The organism is Pseudorhodoferax aquiterrae (genome assembly GCF_014652235.1).
GTDB lineage: Bacteria > Pseudomonadota > Gammaproteobacteria > Burkholderiales > Burkholderiaceae_C > Pseudorhodoferax > Pseudorhodoferax aquiterrae.
Map to the genome: position 1 here is coordinate 47,668 of NZ_BMYK01000024.1, position 18,299 is coordinate 65,966.

At 68.3% G+C, this 18,299-nt stretch carries 20 protein-coding genes; 15 read left to right on the forward strand and 5 right to left on the reverse strand.

Annotation, left to right across the window (positions count from 1 at the left end; translation table 11 throughout):
* Positions 1–18: 18 nt before the first annotated feature.
* Positions 19–522 (forward strand): single-stranded DNA-binding protein, encoded by a 504-nt coding sequence (gene ssb, locus IE209_RS26250; protein WP_189689834.1) that lies wholly within the window; start codon positions 19–21, stop codon positions 520–522.
* Positions 523–528: 6 nt separating this feature from the next.
* Here the strand turns inward: ssb and mnmA are convergent, their stop codons facing one another.
* Positions 529–1,635, reverse strand: coding sequence for a tRNA 2-thiouridine(34) synthase MnmA (gene mnmA / locus IE209_RS26255; RefSeq protein WP_189689835.1), 1,107 nt, complete (start codon positions 1,633–1,635; stop codon positions 529–531).
* A gap of 46 nt (positions 1,636–1,681) precedes the next feature.
* Positions 1,682–2,158 carry an NUDIX hydrolase gene (locus IE209_RS26260; RefSeq protein ID WP_189689836.1) on the reverse strand — a complete coding sequence of 159 codons (477 nt, stop codon included), beginning with the start codon at positions 2,156–2,158 and terminating at the stop codon, positions 1,682–1,684.
* A gap of 350 nt (positions 2,159–2,508) precedes the next feature.
* Between IE209_RS26260 and IE209_RS26265 the strand changes: the two genes are divergently transcribed.
* The 4 genes from IE209_RS26265 to IE209_RS26280 are packed head-to-tail and all read left to right on the forward strand — an operon-like array spanning position 2,509 to position 7,952.
* Positions 2,509–4,119 carry a Re/Si-specific NAD(P)(+) transhydrogenase subunit alpha gene (locus IE209_RS26265; protein ID WP_189689837.1) on the forward strand — a complete coding sequence of 537 codons (1,611 nt, stop codon included), beginning with the start codon at positions 2,509–2,511 and terminating at the stop codon, positions 4,117–4,119.
* A 24-nt stretch (positions 4,120–4,143) separates the two neighbouring features.
* Positions 4,144–5,556 carry a Re/Si-specific NAD(P)(+) transhydrogenase subunit beta gene (gene pntB / locus IE209_RS26270; RefSeq protein ID WP_189689838.1) on the forward strand — a complete coding sequence of 471 codons (1,413 nt, stop codon included), beginning with the start codon at positions 4,144–4,146 and terminating at the stop codon, positions 5,554–5,556.
* Positions 5,557–5,577: 21 nt separating this feature from the next.
* Positions 5,578–7,257, forward strand: a complete 1,680-nt coding sequence (locus IE209_RS26275; RefSeq protein ID WP_189689839.1) for a long-chain-fatty-acid--CoA ligase — start codon at positions 5,578–5,580, stop codon at positions 7,255–7,257.
* Entirely contained in the window at positions 7,254–7,952 is a 699-nt protein-coding gene (locus IE209_RS26280; RefSeq protein ID WP_189689840.1) for a 5'-methylthioadenosine/adenosylhomocysteine nucleosidase, read from the forward strand. Before IE209_RS26275 ends, IE209_RS26280 begins: the two co-directional genes overlap by 4 nt.
* Here the strand turns inward: IE209_RS26280 and corA are convergent.
* Complete coding sequence (gene corA / locus IE209_RS26285; protein WP_189689841.1) at positions 7,945–8,931, reverse strand: magnesium/cobalt transporter CorA; 987 nt, start codon at positions 8,929–8,931, stop codon at positions 7,945–7,947. The two genes, IE209_RS26280 and corA, sit on opposite strands and share 8 nt — an antisense overlap.
* 220 nt (positions 8,932–9,151) lie before the next feature.
* On the opposite strand from corA, the gene hpf reads away from it, so the two are divergent.
* From hpf to hprK, 3 genes are all read left to right on the forward strand, one after another.
* Positions 9,152–9,481 carry a ribosome hibernation-promoting factor, HPF/YfiA family gene (hpf, locus tag IE209_RS26290; protein ID WP_145549194.1) on the forward strand — a complete coding sequence of 110 codons (330 nt, stop codon included), beginning with the start codon at positions 9,152–9,154 and terminating at the stop codon, positions 9,479–9,481.
* 119 nt (positions 9,482–9,600) lie between these two features.
* Positions 9,601–10,068 (forward strand): PTS sugar transporter subunit IIA, encoded by a 468-nt coding sequence (locus IE209_RS26295; protein ID WP_189689842.1) that lies wholly within the window; start codon positions 9,601–9,603, stop codon positions 10,066–10,068.
* 28 nt (positions 10,069–10,096) lie between these two features.
* Positions 10,097–11,044, forward strand: coding sequence for an HPr(Ser) kinase/phosphatase (hprK, locus tag IE209_RS26300; RefSeq protein ID WP_189689843.1), 948 nt, complete (start codon positions 10,097–10,099; stop codon positions 11,042–11,044).
* A 10-nt stretch (positions 11,045–11,054) separates the two neighbouring features.
* Here the strand turns inward: hprK and fur are convergent, their stop codons facing one another.
* Positions 11,055–11,483 carry a ferric iron uptake transcriptional regulator gene (gene fur, locus IE209_RS26305; protein ID WP_145549191.1) on the reverse strand — a complete coding sequence of 143 codons (429 nt, stop codon included), beginning with the start codon at positions 11,481–11,483 and terminating at the stop codon, positions 11,055–11,057.
* 127 nt (positions 11,484–11,610) lie between these two features.
* Here fur and IE209_RS26310 point away from each other — a divergent pair, with 127 nt between their 5' ends.
* The 7 genes from IE209_RS26310 (at position 11,611) to IE209_RS26340 (ending at position 17,892) form a co-directional block, all read left to right on the forward strand.
* On the forward strand, positions 11,611–12,141 hold the full coding sequence (locus IE209_RS26310) for an outer membrane protein assembly factor BamE (RefSeq protein ID WP_229883061.1): 531 nt from the start codon (positions 11,611–11,613) through the stop codon (positions 12,139–12,141).
* 46 nt (positions 12,142–12,187) lie between these two features.
* A complete protein-coding gene (dapB, locus tag IE209_RS26315; protein WP_189689845.1) occupies positions 12,188–13,021 on the forward strand; it encodes a 4-hydroxy-tetrahydrodipicolinate reductase in 834 nt (277 codons plus the stop codon).
* Between the two features lie 13 nt (positions 13,022–13,034).
* Positions 13,035–13,676: a MotA/TolQ/ExbB proton channel family protein gene (locus IE209_RS26320; protein ID WP_189689846.1), complete on the forward strand. Its 642-nt coding sequence runs from the start codon at positions 13,035–13,037 to the stop codon at positions 13,674–13,676.
* Positions 13,677–13,679: 3 nt separating this feature from the next.
* Positions 13,680–14,102, forward strand: a complete 423-nt coding sequence (locus IE209_RS26325) for an ExbD/TolR family protein (RefSeq protein ID WP_189689847.1) — start codon at positions 13,680–13,682, stop codon at positions 14,100–14,102.
* A 102-nt stretch (positions 14,103–14,204) separates the two neighbouring features.
* Positions 14,205–16,913, forward strand: a complete 2,709-nt coding sequence (gene leuS, locus IE209_RS26330; protein WP_189689848.1) for a leucine--tRNA ligase — start codon at positions 14,205–14,207, stop codon at positions 16,911–16,913.
* On the forward strand, positions 16,913–17,413 hold the full coding sequence (locus tag IE209_RS26335) for an LPS-assembly lipoprotein LptE (protein WP_189689849.1): 501 nt from the start codon (positions 16,913–16,915) through the stop codon (positions 17,411–17,413). Before leuS ends, IE209_RS26335 begins: the two co-directional genes overlap by 1 nt.
* A gap of 14 nt (positions 17,414–17,427) precedes the next feature.
* Positions 17,428–17,892, forward strand: a complete 465-nt coding sequence (locus tag IE209_RS26340) for an Lrp/AsnC family transcriptional regulator (protein ID WP_189689850.1) — start codon at positions 17,428–17,430, stop codon at positions 17,890–17,892.
* Positions 17,893–17,895: 3 nt separating this feature from the next.
* On the opposite strand, the gene IE209_RS26345 is transcribed toward IE209_RS26340, so the two are convergent.
* Positions 17,896–18,288 (reverse strand): YXWGXW repeat-containing protein, encoded by a 393-nt coding sequence (locus tag IE209_RS26345; RefSeq protein WP_189689851.1) that lies wholly within the window; start codon positions 18,286–18,288, stop codon positions 17,896–17,898.
* Positions 18,289–18,299: the final 11 nt, after the last annotated feature.

The following is an 18,299-nucleotide window of genomic DNA, read 5'->3' on the forward strand; positions in this document are numbered from 1 at the left end:
ACATATCGGCAGCACACCATGGCATCCGTCAACAAAGTCATCATCGTCGGCAACCTGGGCCGTGACCCCGAAACGCGCACCTTCCCGAGCGGCGGCCAGGTCTGCAATGTGCGGATCGCCACCACCGACCGCTGGAAGGACAAGCAGAGCGGCGAGATGCGCGAGATCACCGAATGGCACAACGTGGTCTTCAACGACCGCCTGGCCGAGATCGCCAGCCAGTACCTGCGCAAGGGCTCGCAGGTCTATGTCGAAGGCTCGCTGCGCACGCGCAAGTGGACCGACAAGGACGGCAACGAGCGCTACACCACCGAGATCCGCGCCGACCAGATGCAGATGCTGGGCAGCCGCCAGGGCATGGGTGGTGGTGGCGGTTCGTCCGGCGACGACGACGGCGGCTACGAGGCGCCGCGCCGCCCGGCCGCGCCGCCGGCCCGCGCTCCCGCGCCCCGCGCCGCGCCTGCGCCCGCACCCAAGGCGTCGAGCGGCTTCGACGACATGGACGACGACATCCCGTTCTGAACGGGCTCAGTTCCGGGCGCTGGCGATCACCCCACCGCCCAGGCAGACCTCGCCGTCGTACAGCACGGCAGATTGCCCCGGCGTGACCGCCCACTGCGGCGCGCCGAATTCCAGAGCGAATGCGCCGTTGGCGCCTTCGGCCAGCGCACAAGGCGCGTCCGCCTGGCGGTAGCGTGTCTTGCTGGCATAGGCGCCCGGTACCGGCGCATGGCCAGCGGTCCAGCTGGCGTCGTCGGCCGTCAGCAGGTGTGACTGCAACCAGGGATGGTCATGCCCCTGCACCACCCACAGCGTGTTGTTCTCCATGTCCTTGCGCGCGACGAACCAGGGCGCATGCTCGCCGCCGCCGCGCGGCGCGCCCTTTTCCTTCAGGCCGCCGATGCCCAGGCCCTGGCGCTGGCCCAGCGTGTAGAACGACAGGCCTTGGTGCTGGCCGAGCACGCGGCCGCGCTCGTCCTTGATCGGGCCGGGTTCCTTGGCGATGTAGCGGTTCAGGAAGTCGCGGAACGGCCGCTCGCCGATGAAGCAGATGCCCGTCGAGTCCTTCTTCTTCGCGTTCGGCAGGCCGATCTCGGCAGCCAGCCGGCGCACCTCGGTCTTGTGCAGCTCGCCCACCGGGAACAGGGTCTTGGCCAGTTGCGCCTGCGTCAGCCGGTGCAGGAAGTAGCTCTGGTCCTTGGAAGGATCCAGGCCCTTGAGCAGCTCGAAGCGCCCGTCGCGTTCACGCACGCGCGCATAGTGGCCCGTGGCGATCTTCTCGGCCCCCAGGCGCATCGCATGGTCCAGGAAGGCCTTGAACTTGATCTCGGCGTTGCACAGCACATCGGGGTTGGGCGTGCGGCCGGCCTGGTACTCGCGCAGGAATTCGGCGAACACGCGGTCCTTGTACTCGGCCGCGAAGTTCACATGTTCGATCTCGATGCCGACCACGTCGGCCACGGCCGCCGCGTCGACGAAGTCGACATTGGAGGAGCAGTACTCGGAGTCGTCGTCGTCCTCCCAGTTCTTCATGAAGATGCCCACCACCTCGTAGCCCTGCTGCTTGAGCAGCCAGGCAGTGACCGAGGAATCCACCCCACCGCTCAGACCGACGACGACACGTTGCTTGCCCATGCGCCGATTCTAGGAAGCACCTCCCGACCCGCGTGCGCGGACGGGTTCAGCCGAACACCGAGGGATCGGTGTGCAGCAGCGCCAGTGGATGGCGCTGGCCGGCCAGGTGGTCCTCGATGCAGCGCAGCAGCAGGGGGCTGCGGTGCCGGTCCTGGCTGGCCCGCACCTCCTCGGGCGTCAGCCACAGCGTACGCACGATGCCGGTGTCCAGGCCGCGCCCTGGGATCTGCGCGCCCAGTTCGCCGCAGAAGGCAAAGCGCAGGTAGCTGATCTCCTCGCCCGTGGCGGGGCGCACGAAGCGCGACAGGTAGATGCCTACCAGCGCGGTGGGCACGAAGGCATGGGCGGTCTCTTCCAATGCCTCGCGCGCGCATGCATCGGCCAGGGCCTCGCCCGGCTCCAGGTGGCCGGCGGGGTTGTTCAGACGCAGCCCCTCCGGCGTGTGCTCCTCCACCAGCAGATAGCGTCCATCGCGTTCGATGACGGCGGCCACGGTGACACTGGGTTTGAAGCGTTCGGACATGGCGCCAGTGTAGGTGGCGTGCCGGGCCGTGCGCCCAGCGAACTCGGGTAAGCTCCCGCCCGCACCAGAGACAACGACAACGCGAGGGAAGGAGCACCCATGCAGATCGGAGTGCCCGCCGGAACACCGGCCGGCGAAACACGCACCGCAGCCCTGGCTGCCGCGCGGCAGCCTGTCGCGCAACGCGCCAGCAGCCGGCCCCCCCGCGCCCCAGCCCCCACGCCAGACACGGCACAACGCCCGGACTGAACCCGGCTCGCCTGGCCTTTGCGGCAGCACCGCCAGGCGCGCGGATCCATGGGCGGCGCCTGTGCTGCGCCCGCGCCACCAGAACACTCAGGAGGTCTTTCATGCCAACCCCTTCCACCCCGTCGCCGCAGCGCATCGGCATCCCGCGCGAAATCTTCCCGGGCGAGAAACGCGTCGCCACCGTGCCCGAGGTCGTCGAAAAGCTCATCAAGCTCGGCTTCACGGTGTCGGTGCAGGCCGGCGCGGGCGAAGCGGCCAACTGCAGCGACGAGGCCTACCGCGCCGCGGGCGCCGAGATCGTGGCCGACGCGGCCACGCTCTGGCGCACGGTGGACATCGTGTTCAAGGTGCGCCCGCCCACGCCTGAAGAGGTGGGACTGATGCGCGAAGGCGGCACGCTCATCGACTTCATCTGGCCCGCGCAGAACCCCGAGCTGCTGCAGCAGCTGGCCGCCAAGCGCGCGACCGTGCTGGCCATCGACTGCCTGCCGCGCACGCTCTCGCGCGCGCAGAAGATGGATGCACTGACCTCGATGGCCGGCGTGTCCGGCTACCGCGCGGTGATCGAGGCGGCCAACGCCTTCGGCCGCTACTTCGCCGGCCAGATCACGGCGGCCGGCAAGGTGCCGCCGGCCAAGGTCTTCATCGCCGGCGCGGGCGTGGCCGGCCTGTCGGCCATCGGCACGGCGGCCAGCCTGGGTGCCATCGTGCGCGCCAACGACACGCGCGCCGAGGTGGCCGACCAGGTCACCTCGCTGGGCGGCGAGTTCGTGAAGGTGGACTACGAGGAGGAAGGCTCGGGCGGCGGCGGCTACGCCAAGGTCATGAGCGAGGGCTTCCAGGCCGCGCAGCGCGCCATGTACGCCCAGCAGGCCAAGGACGCCGACATCATCATCACCACCGCGCTGATCCCGGGCAAGCCCGCGCCCAAGCTGATCACGGCCGAGATGGTGCAGAGCATGAAGCCCGGCAGCGTGATCGTGGACATGGCGGCCGAACAGGGCGGCAACTGCGAACTCACCGTGCCCGGCGAGGCCGTGGTGCGCCACGGCGTGACCATCGTAGGCTACACCGACCTGGCCTCGCGCCTGGCCAAGCAGTCGTCCACGCTGTATGCGACCAACCTGCTGCGCCTGAGCGAGGAACTGTGCAAAGCCAAGGACGGCGTGGCCGTCGTGAACATGGAGGACGATGCCATCCGCGGCCTCACCGTGGTCAAGGACGGCGCCATCACCTGGCCCGCACCGCCGCTGGCCCAGGCGCCCAAGCCACCCGCCGCCGCCAAGCCGGCCGCCGCGCCTGCTGCCAAGAAGGGCGGCCACGGCCATGGCAGCAGCGGCCCGCTGCCGGCCCGCACCATGGCGATCCTGTTCGCCGTCGCAGCGCTGGCCTTCTGGTTCATCGGCGCCTACGCACCTGCCGCCTTCCTGGGCCACTTCACGGTCTTCGTGCTGGCCTGCTTCATCGGCTACATGGTGGTGTGGAACGTGACACCTGCGCTGCACACGCCGCTCATGAGCGTGACCAACGCCATCTCCAGCATCATCGCCATCGGCGCGCTGGTGCAGATCGCGCCGCCCGACGGAGCGGCCGGCGGTCGGCCCGACGAGCTGATCCGCTGGCTGGCCTTCGCGGCCCTGGTGCTCACGGCGGTGAACATGTTCGGCGGCTTCGCCGTGACGCGCCGCATGCTGGCCATGTTCCAGAAATAACAAGAACGACGAGAGACGCACACCATGTCCCAAAGCCTCGCAACGGTGGCCTACCTGGGCGCCGCCATCCTGTTCATCCTGAGCCTGGGCGGCCTGTCCAACCCCGAAACCTCGCGCCGCGGCAACCTGTTCGGCATGGTCGGCATGGCGCTGGCCGTGCTGGCCACGGTGTTCGGTCCGCGCGTGAGTGCCAGCGGCATCGCCTGGATCGTCATCGCGCTCGTGATCGGCGGCGGCGTCGGCCTGTACGCGGCCAAGGTCGTCAAGATGACGCAGATGCCCGAGCTGGTCGCGCTCATGCACAGCCTGGTGGGCCTGGCCGCCTGCCTGGTGGGCTTCGCCAGCTATGTCGACACGTCCATCGCCTACCAGGGCGCCGAGAAGGTCATCCACGAGGTGGAGATCTACGTCGGCATCCTGATCGGCGCCGTGACCTTCTCGGGTTCGCTGATCGCCTTCGGCAAGCTCAACGGCAGGATCGGCGGCAAGCCGCTGCTGCTGCCGGCGCGCCACTGGCTGAACCTGGCCGCGCTGCTGGTCGTCATCTGGTTCGGCCGCGTTTTCATCCACGCCGACACCGTGGGCGCGGGCATGCTGCCGCTGCTCGTGATGACCGTGATCGCGCTGCTGTTCGGCGTGCACATGGTGATGGCCATCGGCGGTGCCGACATGCCGGTGGTGGTGTCCATGCTCAACAGCTACTCGGGCTGGGCCGCCGCGGCCACCGGCTTCATGCTGTCCAACGACCTGCTCATCGTGACGGGCGCGCTGGTGGGCTCCTCGGGCGCCATCCTGTCCTACATCATGTGCCAGGCCATGAACCGCAACTTCATCAGCGTGATCGCCGGTGGCTTCGGTTCCGGCGCCGGCGCCCCCGCCGCCAAGGGCGCCGCGGCCGAGCCGCAGGGCGAGGCCGTGCCCATCAGCGCCGCAGAGACTGCCGAGCTGCTGCGCGATGCCAAGAGCGTGGTCATCGTGCCTGGCTACGGCATGGCGGTGGCCCAGGCCCAGCACACGGTCAACGAGATCACGCGCACGCTGCGCGACAAGGGCGTGAACGTGCGCTTCGCGATCCACCCCGTGGCCGGCCGCATGCCGGGCCACATGAACGTGCTGCTGGCCGAGGCCAAGGTGCCCTACGACATCGTGATGGAGATGGACGAGATCAACGAGGACTTCCCGGACACCGACGTCGCGATGGTCATCGGCGCCAACGACATCGTGAACCCGGCCGCGCAGGACGACCCCACCAGCCCCATCGCCGGCATGCCGGTGCTGGAGGTGTGGAAGGCCCGGCATTCCATCGTGATGAAGCGCTCCATGGCCTCGGGCTACGCCGGCGTGGACAACCCCTTGTTCTACAAGGACAACAACCGCATGCTGTTCGGCGATGCGAAGAAGATGCTGGACGAGGTGTTGGGCGCATTGAAGGCCTGACCGCAGAACGAAGGAGATCCCATGACCGAGCGCATCTGGCTGCAGAGCTATCCACCGGGCGTGCCCAGCGACATCGACCCGGGCGAGTACAGCTCGCTGGTCGCCCTGATGGAGGAGAGCTTCTCCAAGTTCGCCGACCGCACGGCCTACAGCTTCATGGGCCGCGATGTCAGCTACGCCGAGACCGACCGGCTCAGCGGCCGGCTCGCCGCCTACCTGCAAAGCCTGGGCCTCGCGCGCGGCGACCGCGTCGCCGTGATGATGCCCAACGTGCCGCAGTACCCGGTGGCCGTGGCCGCCATCCTGCGCGCCGGCTATGTGCTCGTGAACGTCAACCCGCTGTACACGCCGCGCGAGCTCGAGCACCAGCTCAAGGACTCCGGCGCCAAGGCCATCGTCATCATCGAGAACTTCGCGGCCACGCTGGCACAGTGCATCCAGTCCACACCCGTGCGCCATGTGGTGCTGTGCGCCATGGGCGACCAGCTGGGCCTGCTCAAGGGCGCGCTCGTGAACTACGTGGTGCGCAAGGTCAAGAAGATGGTGCCGCCGTACTCGCTGCCGGGCGCGGTGCGCTTCAACGACGCCATCGCGCGCGGCGCGCGCGCGCAGTTCACCAAGCCGCAGATCGGCCCCGACGACGTGGCCGCGCTGCAGTACACGGGCGGCACCACGGGCGTGAGCAAGGGCGCCATGCTGCTGCACCGCAACGTCATCGCCAACGTGCTGCAGTCCGAGGCCTGGAACCAGCCCGTCATGGACCGCGTGCCGAAAGGCGAGCAGTCCACCTCGGTCTGCGCGCTGCCGCTGTACCACATCTTCGCGTTCACCGTGGGCATGATGCTGACCATGCGCACGGGCGGCAAGCTGGTGCTGATCCCCAACCCGCGCGACCTGCCGGCCGTGCTCAAGGAACTCTCCAAGCACCGCATCCACAGCTTTCCCGCCGTCAACACGCTGTTCAACGGCCTGGCCAACCACCCCGACTTCGGCACCGTGGACTGGAGCCACCTGAAGGTCTCGGTGGGCGGCGGCATGGCCGTGCAGAGCGCCGTGGCCAAGCTCTGGCTCGACAAGACCGGCTGCCCGATCTGCGAGGGCTACGGCCTGTCGGAAACCTCGCCCTCGGCCAGCTGCAACCCGACCACCAGCAAGGAGTTCTCCGGCACCATCGGCGTGCCGCTGCCCAGCACCTGGTTCAAGCTGGTCGACGACGAAGACCGCGAGGTCGCCGCAGGCCAGCCCGGCGAGATCGCGATCAAGGGACCGCAGGTCATGGCCGGCTACTGGCAGCGCCCGGACGAGACCGCCCAGGTCATGACCGCCGACGGCTACTTCAAGACCGGCGACATCGGCACCGTGGACGCGCGCGGCTTCTTCCGCATCATCGACCGCAAGAAGGACATGGTCCTGGTCAGCGGCTTCAACGTCTATCCGAACGAGATCGAGGACGTGGTGGCCCAGCTGGAGGGTGTGCTCGAGGTGGCCTGCGTGGGCGTGCCCGACGAGAAGACCGGCGAGGCCGTCAAGCTGGTGCTGGTGCGCAAGGACCCCGGCCTGACCGAGGACGCCGTGCGCGCCTACTGCCGCGCCAACCTGACCGGCTACAAGCAGCCGCGCGTGATCGAGTTCCGCAACGAGCTGCCCAAGACGCCGGTGGGCAAGATCCTGCGCCGCCAGCTGCGCGACCAGCCGGCATGAGAACCGCCATCGTCAGCGCCATGCGCGAGGAGCTGGCCGCCGTGCTGGCCCTGCTGCCCGACGAGCAGTGCGAGCGCGTGGCGGGGCGCGAGTTCTGGGTCGGCCACCTGCACGGGCAGGAGGTGGTGGCGGTGCTCGCGCGCATCGGCAAGGTGGCGGCCGCCACCACGGCCACGCTGCTGGCCGAGCGCTTCCGCGTCGACCGCGTGGTGTTCACGGGCGTGGCCGGCGGCATCGGTGCGGGCGTGAACGTGGGCGACGCGGTCGTTGCCGATGCCTTCCTGCAGCACGACATGGACGCCTCGCCGCTGTTCCCGCGGCACGAGGTGCCGCTCTACGGCATGAGCCGCTTCGAGGCCGATCCCGCGCTGCGCGCGGCGCTGCTGCAGGCGGCCCGCCAGGCCTTGCCGCAGGCCCGGGTGCACGAGGGGCTGATCGTCAGCGGCGACCGCTTCGTCAGCAGCACGGCCGAGGTGCGCGCGCTGCGCGCGGCGCTGCCCGACGTGCTGGCCGTGGAGATGGAAGGCGCCGCCTTCGCCCAGGTCTGCCACGACTTCGACCTGCCCTTCGCGGCCGTGCGAACCATCTCGGACCGCGCCGACGAGGCCGCGCACGGCGACTTCCTGCAGTTCGTGCGTACGGTGGCCAGCCCGGCCTCGGCGGCCATCGTGCAGGCCTTGCTCGCGGCTACTTGAGCCAGCCGCGCCGGCGGAAGTACAGCATGGGCACCAGCGCGCTGGCCGCCATCAGCCCCAGCGCATAGGGGTAGCCCATGGCCCAATCCAGCTCGGGCATGAACTTGAAGTTCATGCCGTAGATGCTGGCGATCAGCGTGGGCGGCAGCAGCGCCACGCTGGCCACCGAGAAGATCTTGATGATCTTGTTCTGGTTGATGTTGATGAAGCCGACGGTCGCGTCCATCAGGAAGTTGATCTTGTCGAACAGGAAGGCCGTGTGACTGTCCAGCGATTCGATGTCGCGCAGGATCTGGCGCGCCTCCTCGAACTGCTCGGCGTTGAGCATGCGGCTGCGCATCATGAAGCTGACCGCACGGCGCGTGTCCATGGCGTTGCGGCGGATGCGGCCGTTCAGGTCTTCCTGGCGCGCGATCAGGCCCAGCACCTCGCCAGCGGTCTCGTCGCTGACATTGCCCTTGAGCACCAGGGTGCCGGCCTTCTCGAGTTCGTCGTAGACGCCTTCCAGCGTGTCGGCCGAGTATTCCGCATCGGCGTCGAACAGCTTGAGCAGCACCTCCTTGGCATCGGCGATCAGGCCGGGCGCGCGGCGCGCGCGCATGCGCAGCAGGCGGAACACCGGGACGTCCTCGTCGTGGATCGAGAACAGCACGCCGCGGCTCTTCAGTTCCGCGTTGTGCTGGTTCAGGATGAAGGCCACGCGCACGTGGCGCGGATCGTCCGGGTCGGCGATCAGGAAGTCGCTGCGCACGTGCAGGTCGCCGTTGTCTTCCTCGTAGAAGCGCGCCGATTCCTCGATGTCCTCGTCCGTCACGTCCTCGGGGATGGACAGGCCGTAGTACTGCTTGATCCAGCGCTTCTCGTCCGGACTGGGTGACTCCAGGTCGACCCAGATCGGCTGGAACTGCGAGAGCTCTTCGAGCGAATCGATTTCTTCCTGGACCAGCCGCCCGTTGGCCAGGGTGAAGATGTTGAGCATGGGGAATCCCCTGTGGTGTTCTCGGGCCCGCGCCAGGGCGGATGGGGGGTGCTTTCGGCCTCGCACAAGACGAGGATTCCACGCGGTGGGCTCCGTACGGGAAGCCGGAAATTATGGCACCGGCAAACCCCTGTAACCTTGTCCAACCAGCCTTGCATTTCGGGACCTTCGCGCGCATAGTGAATCGCCCGTCAACCATGAACTGCAAGAAGGAGGCTCCATGAATTTGACGATCAGCGGTCACCACCTCGAAGTGACTCCCGCGCTGCGCAGCTATGTCATCACAAAGCTCGATCGCATCACGCGGCATTTCGATCAGGTGGTCGATGTCAAGGTCCTGCTGACTGTGGAAAAGCAGAAGGAGAAGCAGAACCGGCAACGCGCCGAATGCAACATCCACGTCAAGGGCAACGACATGTTTGCAGAGAGTGCACACGCTGATCTCTATGCCGCCGTCGACGAACTGGTGGACAAGTTGGACCGCCAAGTGGTGCGGCACAAGGACCGTATCCAGCAACACCATCACGAGGCGCCCAAGCGCCTGATGTGAAGTCCGCGCCGGCGCCTACAGCGTGTCGCCGGCAACCGACGAATGAACGAGGCCGCCGGAATGGGCGGCCTTTTTGTTGCTGCACCGCAATGGGACGGCGTGCATAATCCGCCCTTCGTATGAACCGCCTAGCGTCCATCCTGCCTGCCGCGCAGGTCCTCGTCAGCGTCGATGCCACCAGCAAGAAGCGCGCGTTCGAAGAAGCCGGCCTGCTGTTCGAGAACCTGCACGCGCTCTCGCGCGCGCTGGTGACCGACAGCCTGTTCGCGCGTGAACGCCTGGGTTCGACCGGCCTTGGACATGGCGTCGCCATTCCGCATGGCCGCATCAAGGGCCTGAAATCGCCGATGGCGGCGGTGCTGCAGCTGGAGCAGCCCATCGGCTTCGATGCGCCGGACGAGCAGCCCGTCAAGCTGTTGATTTTCCTGCTGGTGCCCGAGGCGGCGACCCAGAAACACCTGGAAATCCTGTCGGAAATCGCCGAACTGCTCAGCGACGCGCCCTTGCGCGAGCGTTTGAAGAGCACGGCCGATGCCGCCGCGCTGCATGCGCTGATCGACGGCTGGCAATCGTCCCAGCCGGCCTGAACCCCGGCCCCGGCGACGCTGCCCGGCCATGAAGCCCAATGTCGTCAGTGCCGACGTCCTGTTCGAGGAATTCCGGGCGCTGCTGCGCTGGGAATGGGTGGCCGGCCTGGGCGCCTCCGAGCGGCGCTTCGACGAAATTGCCGTGCGCGCGGCGCGCTCGGGCGCCGATCTCGTCGGCTACCTGAACTACATCCACCCCTACCGCGTGCAGATCCTGGGCGAGCGCGAGATCGCCTACCTGGTCAATGCCACGCCCGAGGATTGCGCGCGCCGCATCGCCCGCATCGTCACGCTGGAGCCGCCCGTGCTGGTGCTGGCCGACGGCCAGTCGGCCCCGCAGGCGCTGCTGTCCATGTGCGAGCGGGCACAGATCCCGATGTTCGCGACCGAGGAATCCTCGGCCTTCGTCATCGACGTGCTGCGCGCCTACCTGTCCAAGCACTTCGCCGACCGCACCACCATGCACGGCGTGTTCATGGACATCCTGGGCCTGGGCGTCATGATCACGGGCGAATCGGGCCTGGGCAAGAGCGAACTCGGGCTGGAGCTGATCTCGCGCGGCAACGGCCTGGTGGCCGACGACGCGGTCGACCTGTACCGCATCAACCAGACCACCATCGAGGGCCGCTGCCCCGAGCTGCTGCAGAACCTGCTGGAGGTGCGCGGCATCGGCCTCCTGGACATTCGCGGCATCTTTGGCGAGACCGCCGTGCGCCGCAAGATGCGGCTGAAACTCATCGTGCACCTGGTGCGCCGCGAGACCATGGAGCGCGAGCACGAGCGGCTGCCCTACGAGCCGCTCACGCAGGACGTGCTGGGCGTGGCCGTGCGCAAGGTCATCATCCAGGTGGTGGCGGGCCGCAACATCGCCGTGCTCGTGGAAGCGGCCGTGCGCAACACCATCCTGCAGCTGCGCGGCATCGACACCTACCAGGAATTCGTGGAGCGGCACCGCCGCGCCATGGAAGGCGACTGAAGCGCGCGCTTCAGGCCTTGGCCTGCTTGCCGCCGCAATCGGCGCATAGGCCGTACAGCGACATGGCATGGTCCTGGATGGTCCAGCCCTTGGCCTTGGCGACGATGGACTGGCGCTTTTCGATCTCGGCGTCAAAGAACTCCTCGACCTTGCCGCACGAGGTGCAGACGAAGTGGTCGTGGTGCCGGCCTTCGTTGAGCTCGTAGACGGCCTTGCCGGATTCGAAATGGCTGCGCGAGAGGATGCCCGCCTGCTCGAACTGCGTCAGCACGCGGTAGACCGTGGCCAGGCCGATGTCCGAGCGCTCCATCAGCAGCACGCGGAACACATCTTCGGCCGTCATGTGGCGCAGCTCGCCCTTCTGGAAGATCTCCAGGATCTTCAACCGGGGCAGGGTGGCCTTCAGACCGGTGCTCTTGAGTTCGTCGATATTGGACATGCGCGCTCTGGATGTCGTGGTGGGGCGGCAGAATCGCCGCGCCCGGACGGGCAAAGGGGCAAAAAAGGCCGCCGCTACAATCGCGCGATCATAGCGCCGCCCCGTCTCCATGCCCGCTTCCCGTTCGATGCCCCTGCCCTTCGGCCTGCTGATCCTGTGCTGCGCCGTGCTCGCAGGTTGCAGCACGGTGACCGACGCCACCCGCCGCGCGGCCAATGCCATCGTGCCCTACAAGATCGAGATCGTGCAGGGCAATTTCGTCTCCAAGGAGCAGGTCGAGGCGCTCCGGCCGGGCATGTCGCGCGCGCAGGTGCGTGACGTGCTGGGCACGCCGTTGCTGCAAAGCGTGTTCCATGCCGACCGCTGGGACTACGTGTTCACGATGAAACGCCAGGGTACCGAGCCGCAGGCGCGCCAGCTCACCGTGTTCTTCAAGGACGACCTGCTCGAACGCACCGAGGGCGATCCCATGCCCAGCGAGACCGAGTTCGTGGCCCTGCTCGGCGCCGAGCGCAAGACCAAGGCCGTGCCGGTGCTCGAAGCCAGCGAAGACAAGCTCAAGCCCTTCGCGCCCCGCGAGCCGGCCGCCCAGGCCACGCCGCAGCCGGTCGCCCCGCTGCCCTCGTCCTATCCGCCGCTGGAAACCCCGGCGCGCTGACCGCGCCGGCCTGCGGCGGCATCCGCATCCCTGTCCTGCCATTGCCATGACGCCAACTTCGACCTCTGCCCCGACCACGCATGCCGTGGCCATCGCGGGCGCTTCCGGCCGCATGGGCCGCACCCTGATCGAGGCCGTGCTGGCCTCGGGCGACTGCCGCCTGAGCGGCGCGCTCGACGTCGCCGCCAGCCCAGCCCTGGGCCAGGACGCCGCGGCCTTCCTCGGCAAGCCGGCCGGTGTGGCGATCACGGCCGACCTGGCGCAAGGCCTGCAGGGCGCCCAGGCGCTGATCGACTTCACCAGGCCCGAGGGCACGCTGGCCCACCTGCGCGCCTGCCGCGCCCAGGGCACCGCGCTGGTGATCGGCACCACGGGCTTCAGCGAGGCGCAAAAGGCCGAGATCGCCGCGGCGGCGCGCGACATCGCCATCGTCATGGCGCCCAACATGAGCGTGGGCGTCAACGTCACGCTCAGGCTGCTGCAACTGGCGGCCAAGGCCATGCCCGTGGGTTACGACATCGAGATCGTCGAGACCCACCACCGCCACAAGATCGACGCGCCTTCAGGCACAGCGCTCAAGATGGGCGAGGTCATCGCCGAGGCCATGGGCCGCGACCTCAAGGAGTGTGCCGTCTACGCCCGTGAAGGCGTGACGGGCGAGCGCGACCCGTCCACGATCGGCTTCCAATCGCTGCGCGGTGGTGACGTGGTGGGCGACCACACCGTGCTGTTCGCCGGTACCGGCGAGCGCATCGAGATCACCCACAAGGCCACCAGCCGTATGAACTACGCGATCGGCAGCCTGCGGGCCGTGCGTTTCCTGGCTGGCCGCAAGAACGGGCTGTACAGCATGTTCGACGTGCTGGGCCTGAACGACTGATCCGCCAGCGGCGATGAACGCGCTGGACCTGCTGACCGCCGGCGACGCCATCCACCGGCTGGTTGCCTGGCTGCTGCTGGCCATGTCGGTCGCCAGCTGGGTCGTGATCCTCTACAAGCTGTGGGTGCTGCGCCGCGCCGGCCGCGATGTACTGCGCGGCACGGCCGCGTTCTGGCAGGCGCCCGCACTGGAGGGCGCGGCCGAGCGCGTGGCCGCCTTCGACCGCGGCGGCCTGCTGCGCCCGCTGCTGGAAGCCACCCAGGCACCGGCCGCCGGCACGCTGGCCGGCACCGGCCCGCGCGGCCAGCAACTCACGCGGTTGCTGCGCGGCGCCTTGCACCAGGGCACGCAGCGCCTGCAGTTCGGCCAGGTGCTGCTGGCCACGGTGGGGTCCACGGCGCCCTTCGTCGGCCTGCTCGGCACCGTCTGGGGCATCTACCACGCCCTGACCGGCATTTCCTCGACCGGTCAGATCACGATCTCGCAGGTGGCGGGGCCGGTCGGCGAGGCCCTGGTCATGACCGCCGCGGGGCTGGCCGTGGCCATTCCGGCCGTGCTGGCCTACAACTGGTTCGGCCGCAGCATCGCGCGCATCGAGGCCGAGCTCGAAGGCTTCGCCTTCGACCTGCGCGACCTGCTGGCGCCGGACGCCTGAGCCATGCCCTTCGGCCGCCTCGAACGCAGGGAAGGCGCCAAGCCCATGGCCGACATCAACGTCACGCCGCTGGTGGACGTGATGCTGGTGCTGCTGGTGATCTTCATCATCACGGCGCCGCTGATGGCCGGCAGCCTGCGCATGGACCTGCCGCACAGCGAATCGGCCGAGCCCGGCCTGCCGGCCGAGTCCATCCAGCTGGCGCTGACGCCGGACGGCCAGATCCACCTGGACGAGCGCCCCGTCACGCCCGAGCAGCTGCGCCAGACGCTGGAGCGCCGCGCCGCGCAGGACCCGGACACCGAAGTGCAGCTGCGCGCCGACGCCCAGGTGCCCTACGGCAAGGTGGTCGAGCTCATGGACATGGCGCAGGCGGCCGGCCTGTCGCGCATCGGCTTCGTCGCGGAACGCAAGCCCGCGCGCTGAACCTAAAATCCCGGCGCCCGGCACGGTCTCGCCCGTCCGCCGCCCGTTTCCTGCCCTGTTCTCGCGTGATCGCGCCGTGCGACACGCACAATGCCGCCTCCCATGCAAGACAAGTACAACCATCTCGAAGTCGAACCCGCCGCCCAGGCGCACTGGCGTGCGCGCGACGCCTACCGCGTGGGCGAGGACGCAGGCCGCCCGAAGTTCTACGCCTGCTCCATGCTGCCCTACCCCAGCGGCAAGCTGCACATGGGCCACGTGCGCAACTACACGATCAACGACATGCTCACGCGCCAGCTGCGCATGAACGGCCACAACGTGCTGATGCCCATGGGCTGGGACGCCTTCGGCCTGCCGGCCGAGAACGCCGCGCTCAAGAACGGCGTGCCGCCGGCGCAGTGGACCTACGACAACATCGCCTACATGAAGAAGCAGATGCAGGCGATGGGGCTGGCCATCGACTGGTCGCGCGAAGTCGCCACCTGCGATCCGAGCTACTACAAGTGGAACCAGTGGCTGTTCCTCAAGATGCTTGAGAAGGGCATCGCCTACCGCAAGACCCAGGTCGTCAACTGGGATCCGGTGGACCAGACCGTCCTGGCCAACGAGCAGGTCATCGACGGCAAGGGCTGGCGCACGGGCGCCGTGGTCGAGAAGCGCGAGATCCCGGGCTACTACCTCAAGATCACCGACTACGCCGAAGAGCTGCTGGACCACGTGCAGAACAAGCTGCCCGGCTGGCCTGAGCGCGTCAAGCTCATGCAGGAGAACTGGATCGGCAAGAGCGAGGGCGTGCGCTTCGCCTTCACGCACGCCATCCAGGGCGCCGACGGCCAGTTGATTGGCGGCGGCCGCATGTACGTGTTCACCACGCGGGCCGACACCATCATGGGCGTGACCTTCTGCGCCGTGGCGCCCGAGCACCCGCTGGCCACGCACGCCGCCGCCAGCAACCCGGCGCTGGCCGATTTCATCGTGCGCTGCAAGCAGGGCGGCACGACCGAAGCCGAGCTTGCGCTGCGCGAGAAGGAAGGCATGGCCACCGGCCTGTCCGTCGTGCACCCCATCAGCGGCAAGGATGTGCCGCTGTGGGTCGGCAACTACGTGCTGATGGGCTATGGCGACGGCGCCGTGATGGGCGTGCCCGCGCACGACGAGCGCGACTTCGCGTTCGCGCTCAAGTACGGCCTTGCGATCACGCAGGTCGTGCACGTGGACGGCGAGCACTACGACTACCACCATTGGCACGACTGGTACGGCGACAAGCAGCGCGGCGTGACCATCAACTCCGACATCTTCAGCGGCCTGGAGTACCGCGACGCGGTGGACGCCGTGGCCCGCACATTGGCCGAGAAGGGCCTGGGCGAGAAGAAGACCACCTGGCGGCTGCGCGACTGGGGCGTGAGCCGCCAGCGTTACTGGGGAACGCCCATCCCCATCATCCACTGCGCAGAGCACGGCGCCGTGCCGGTGCCCGAGAAGGACCTGCCCGTGGTGCTGCCGCAGGACTGCGTGCCCGACGGCTCGGGCAATCCGCTGCACAAGCACGCCGGCTTCCATGCCGGCGTGACCTGCCCGGTCTGCGGCCAAGCCGCGCGCCGCGAGACCGACACCATGGACACCTTCGTGGACTCGTCCTGGTACTTCATGCGCTACTGCGACCCGACGCTGGATGGGGCCATGGTCGGCGAGGGCACGGCCTACTGGATGCGCGACCAGAGCCTGCCGACCGGCGGCAGCGGCATGGACCAGTACATCGGCGGCATCGAGCACGCCATCCTGCACCTGCTGTACGCACGCTTCTGGACCAAGGTCATGCGCGACCTGGGCCTCGTGAAGATCGACGAGCCCTTCACCAAGCTGCTCACGCAGGGCATGGTGCTCAACCACATCTACAGCCGGCGCACGGACAAGGGCGGCAAGGAGTACTTCTGGCCGCACGACGTGGAGCACCAGCTCGACGAAGGCGGCAAGATCGTCGGCGCCAAGCTCAAGAATGCCGTCGGCGAGCTGCCCGCGGGCACGGTGATCGACTACGAGGGCGTGGGCACCATGTCCAAGTCCAAGAACAACGGTGTCGATCCGCAAGAGCTGATCGAGAAGTACGGTGCCGACACGGCCCGCCTGTACACCATGTTCACGGCACCGCCCGAGGCCACGCTGGAGTGGAACGACGCAGCCGTCGAGGGCAGCTACCGCTTCCTGCGCCGCGTCTGGAACTTCGGCGTCAAGCTGGCCGCCAGCGATTTCTCGACCGCGCTGGACGCTGCGCACGGCGCCACGCGCCTGCAGGACGTGGCCTTCGGCAAGGAGGCCAAGGCGTTGCGGCTGGAAGTGCACGGCGTGCTCAAGCAGATCGACTACGACTACCAGCGCATGCAGTACAACACCGTGGTGTCCGGTGCCATGAAGCTGCTCAACGCGCTGGAGAACTTCAAGACCATCGATGCCCCGGGCGCACAGATCGCGCTGGCCGAGGGCTTCGGCATCCTGCTGCGCTGCCTGTACCCCGCGACGCCGCACATCACGCACGCGCTGTGGACCGAACTGGGCTATGTGCAACGCTTCGGCGAGCTGCTCGACGCGCCATGGCCGCAGGTCGACGCCAGCGCGCTGGAGCAGGACGAGGTCGAGCTCATGCTGCAGATCAACGGCAAGCTGCGCGGCGCAGTCCGCGTGCCGGCCGGTGCCGACAAGGCCGCCATCGAAGCCGCCGCACTGGCGCACGAGATGTATGCCAAGTTCGCCGAAGGGGCCACGCCCAAGAAGGTGATCGTGGTGCCGGGCCGTCTCGTCAACGTGGTGCTGTGATGGCCAACCGCCGCAGCTTCCTCGCCGGCGCCGCCGCCCTGCCCCTGGCCGGCTGCGGCTTCCAGCTGCGCCAGCCGCCGGAATTCGCGTTCAAGACCATCTACCTGGCCATGCCGCCGAGTTCGCCCATGGGCCTGGAACTGCGCCGCAACCTGATGGGCACGGGCCGCGTGGAGGTCATCACCGACCCCGTGGCCGGCCAGAAGGCCGACGTGCGGCTGGAGCCGACCATGGACCAGCGCGAACGCGTGGTCGTGGGCCGCACCTCCTCGGGCGAAGTGCGCGAGCTGCAGCTGCGCCTGCGCTTTCGCTTCCGGCTGCGCAATCTGCAGGGCACGGAGCTGATCCCCGAGGCCGAGATCCTTCAGCAGCGCGAGCTGAGCTTCAACGAGTCCGTGGTCCTGGCCAAAGACGCTGAAGAGGCCCTGCTCTACCGCAGCATGCAGTCGGACACCGTGCAGCAGATCATGCGGCGTTTGGCCGCGGTCAAGGCGATCTGAGGGCGCGGCGGCCGATGGAGCTCGACCGCACCGACCTGCGCCTGCTGGAACTGCTGCAACGCGACGGCCGCGCCAGCGTGCAATCGCTGTCCGAACAGGTGCATCTGTCGGCCCGCGCCACGCTGAACCGCGTGCGCAAGCTCGAGCAGCAGGGCCTCATCGCCGGCTACCGCGCCGTGCTGAACCGCCAGGCCGTGGGCCCGGCCATCGCCTTCTTCGCCGAGATTGCGCTCAAGGACCAGCGCCAGGCCGCCTCGCGCCGCTTCGAGGCCCGTATGCTGGCCACCCCCCAGGTGGTCGCCTGCTACCTGCTCAGCGGCCGCTACGACTACCTCGTGCGCATCGCCTGCACCGACCTCGCGCAGTACCAGGGCTTGACCAATGGCTGGCTGGAGGACGCTGCGCTGGGCATCGAGAAGATCGTGACCAACACCGAACTGCAGACGGTCAAGGAGTTCAGCGGCTTTCCGCTGGCCTGAAGTTCAGCGCAGCACCCAGCTGCCGCGCGCCCAGACCCAACCGCGCTCGCCCCAATACCAGTGTCCGCGCACCCAGACATGCGCGGGCGAAGGCGGCGCCGGCACCATCTCGACATAGGGAGCGGGCATGGGCGGCACGGCCGTGGCCACGTAGCGGCCGCCGATCCAGCGCCAGTTGCCTTCGCGCCAGGCCCAATGGCCAGGCACCCAATGCAGGCCGGGGCCTGGCGCCGCGGGCACAACTTCCACGAGCGGCGCCGGCACCTCGCGCACGACGGCATGGGGATGCGCCGGCTCTTGCACGACGGTGGTGCAGGCGCCCAGCAGGGTGCTGGCCGCAAGCAGCGCGGCCAGTGCGCGCCGACGCGAAAAACGGGGCATGGAAACGGTGTGCATGGCACGAACTC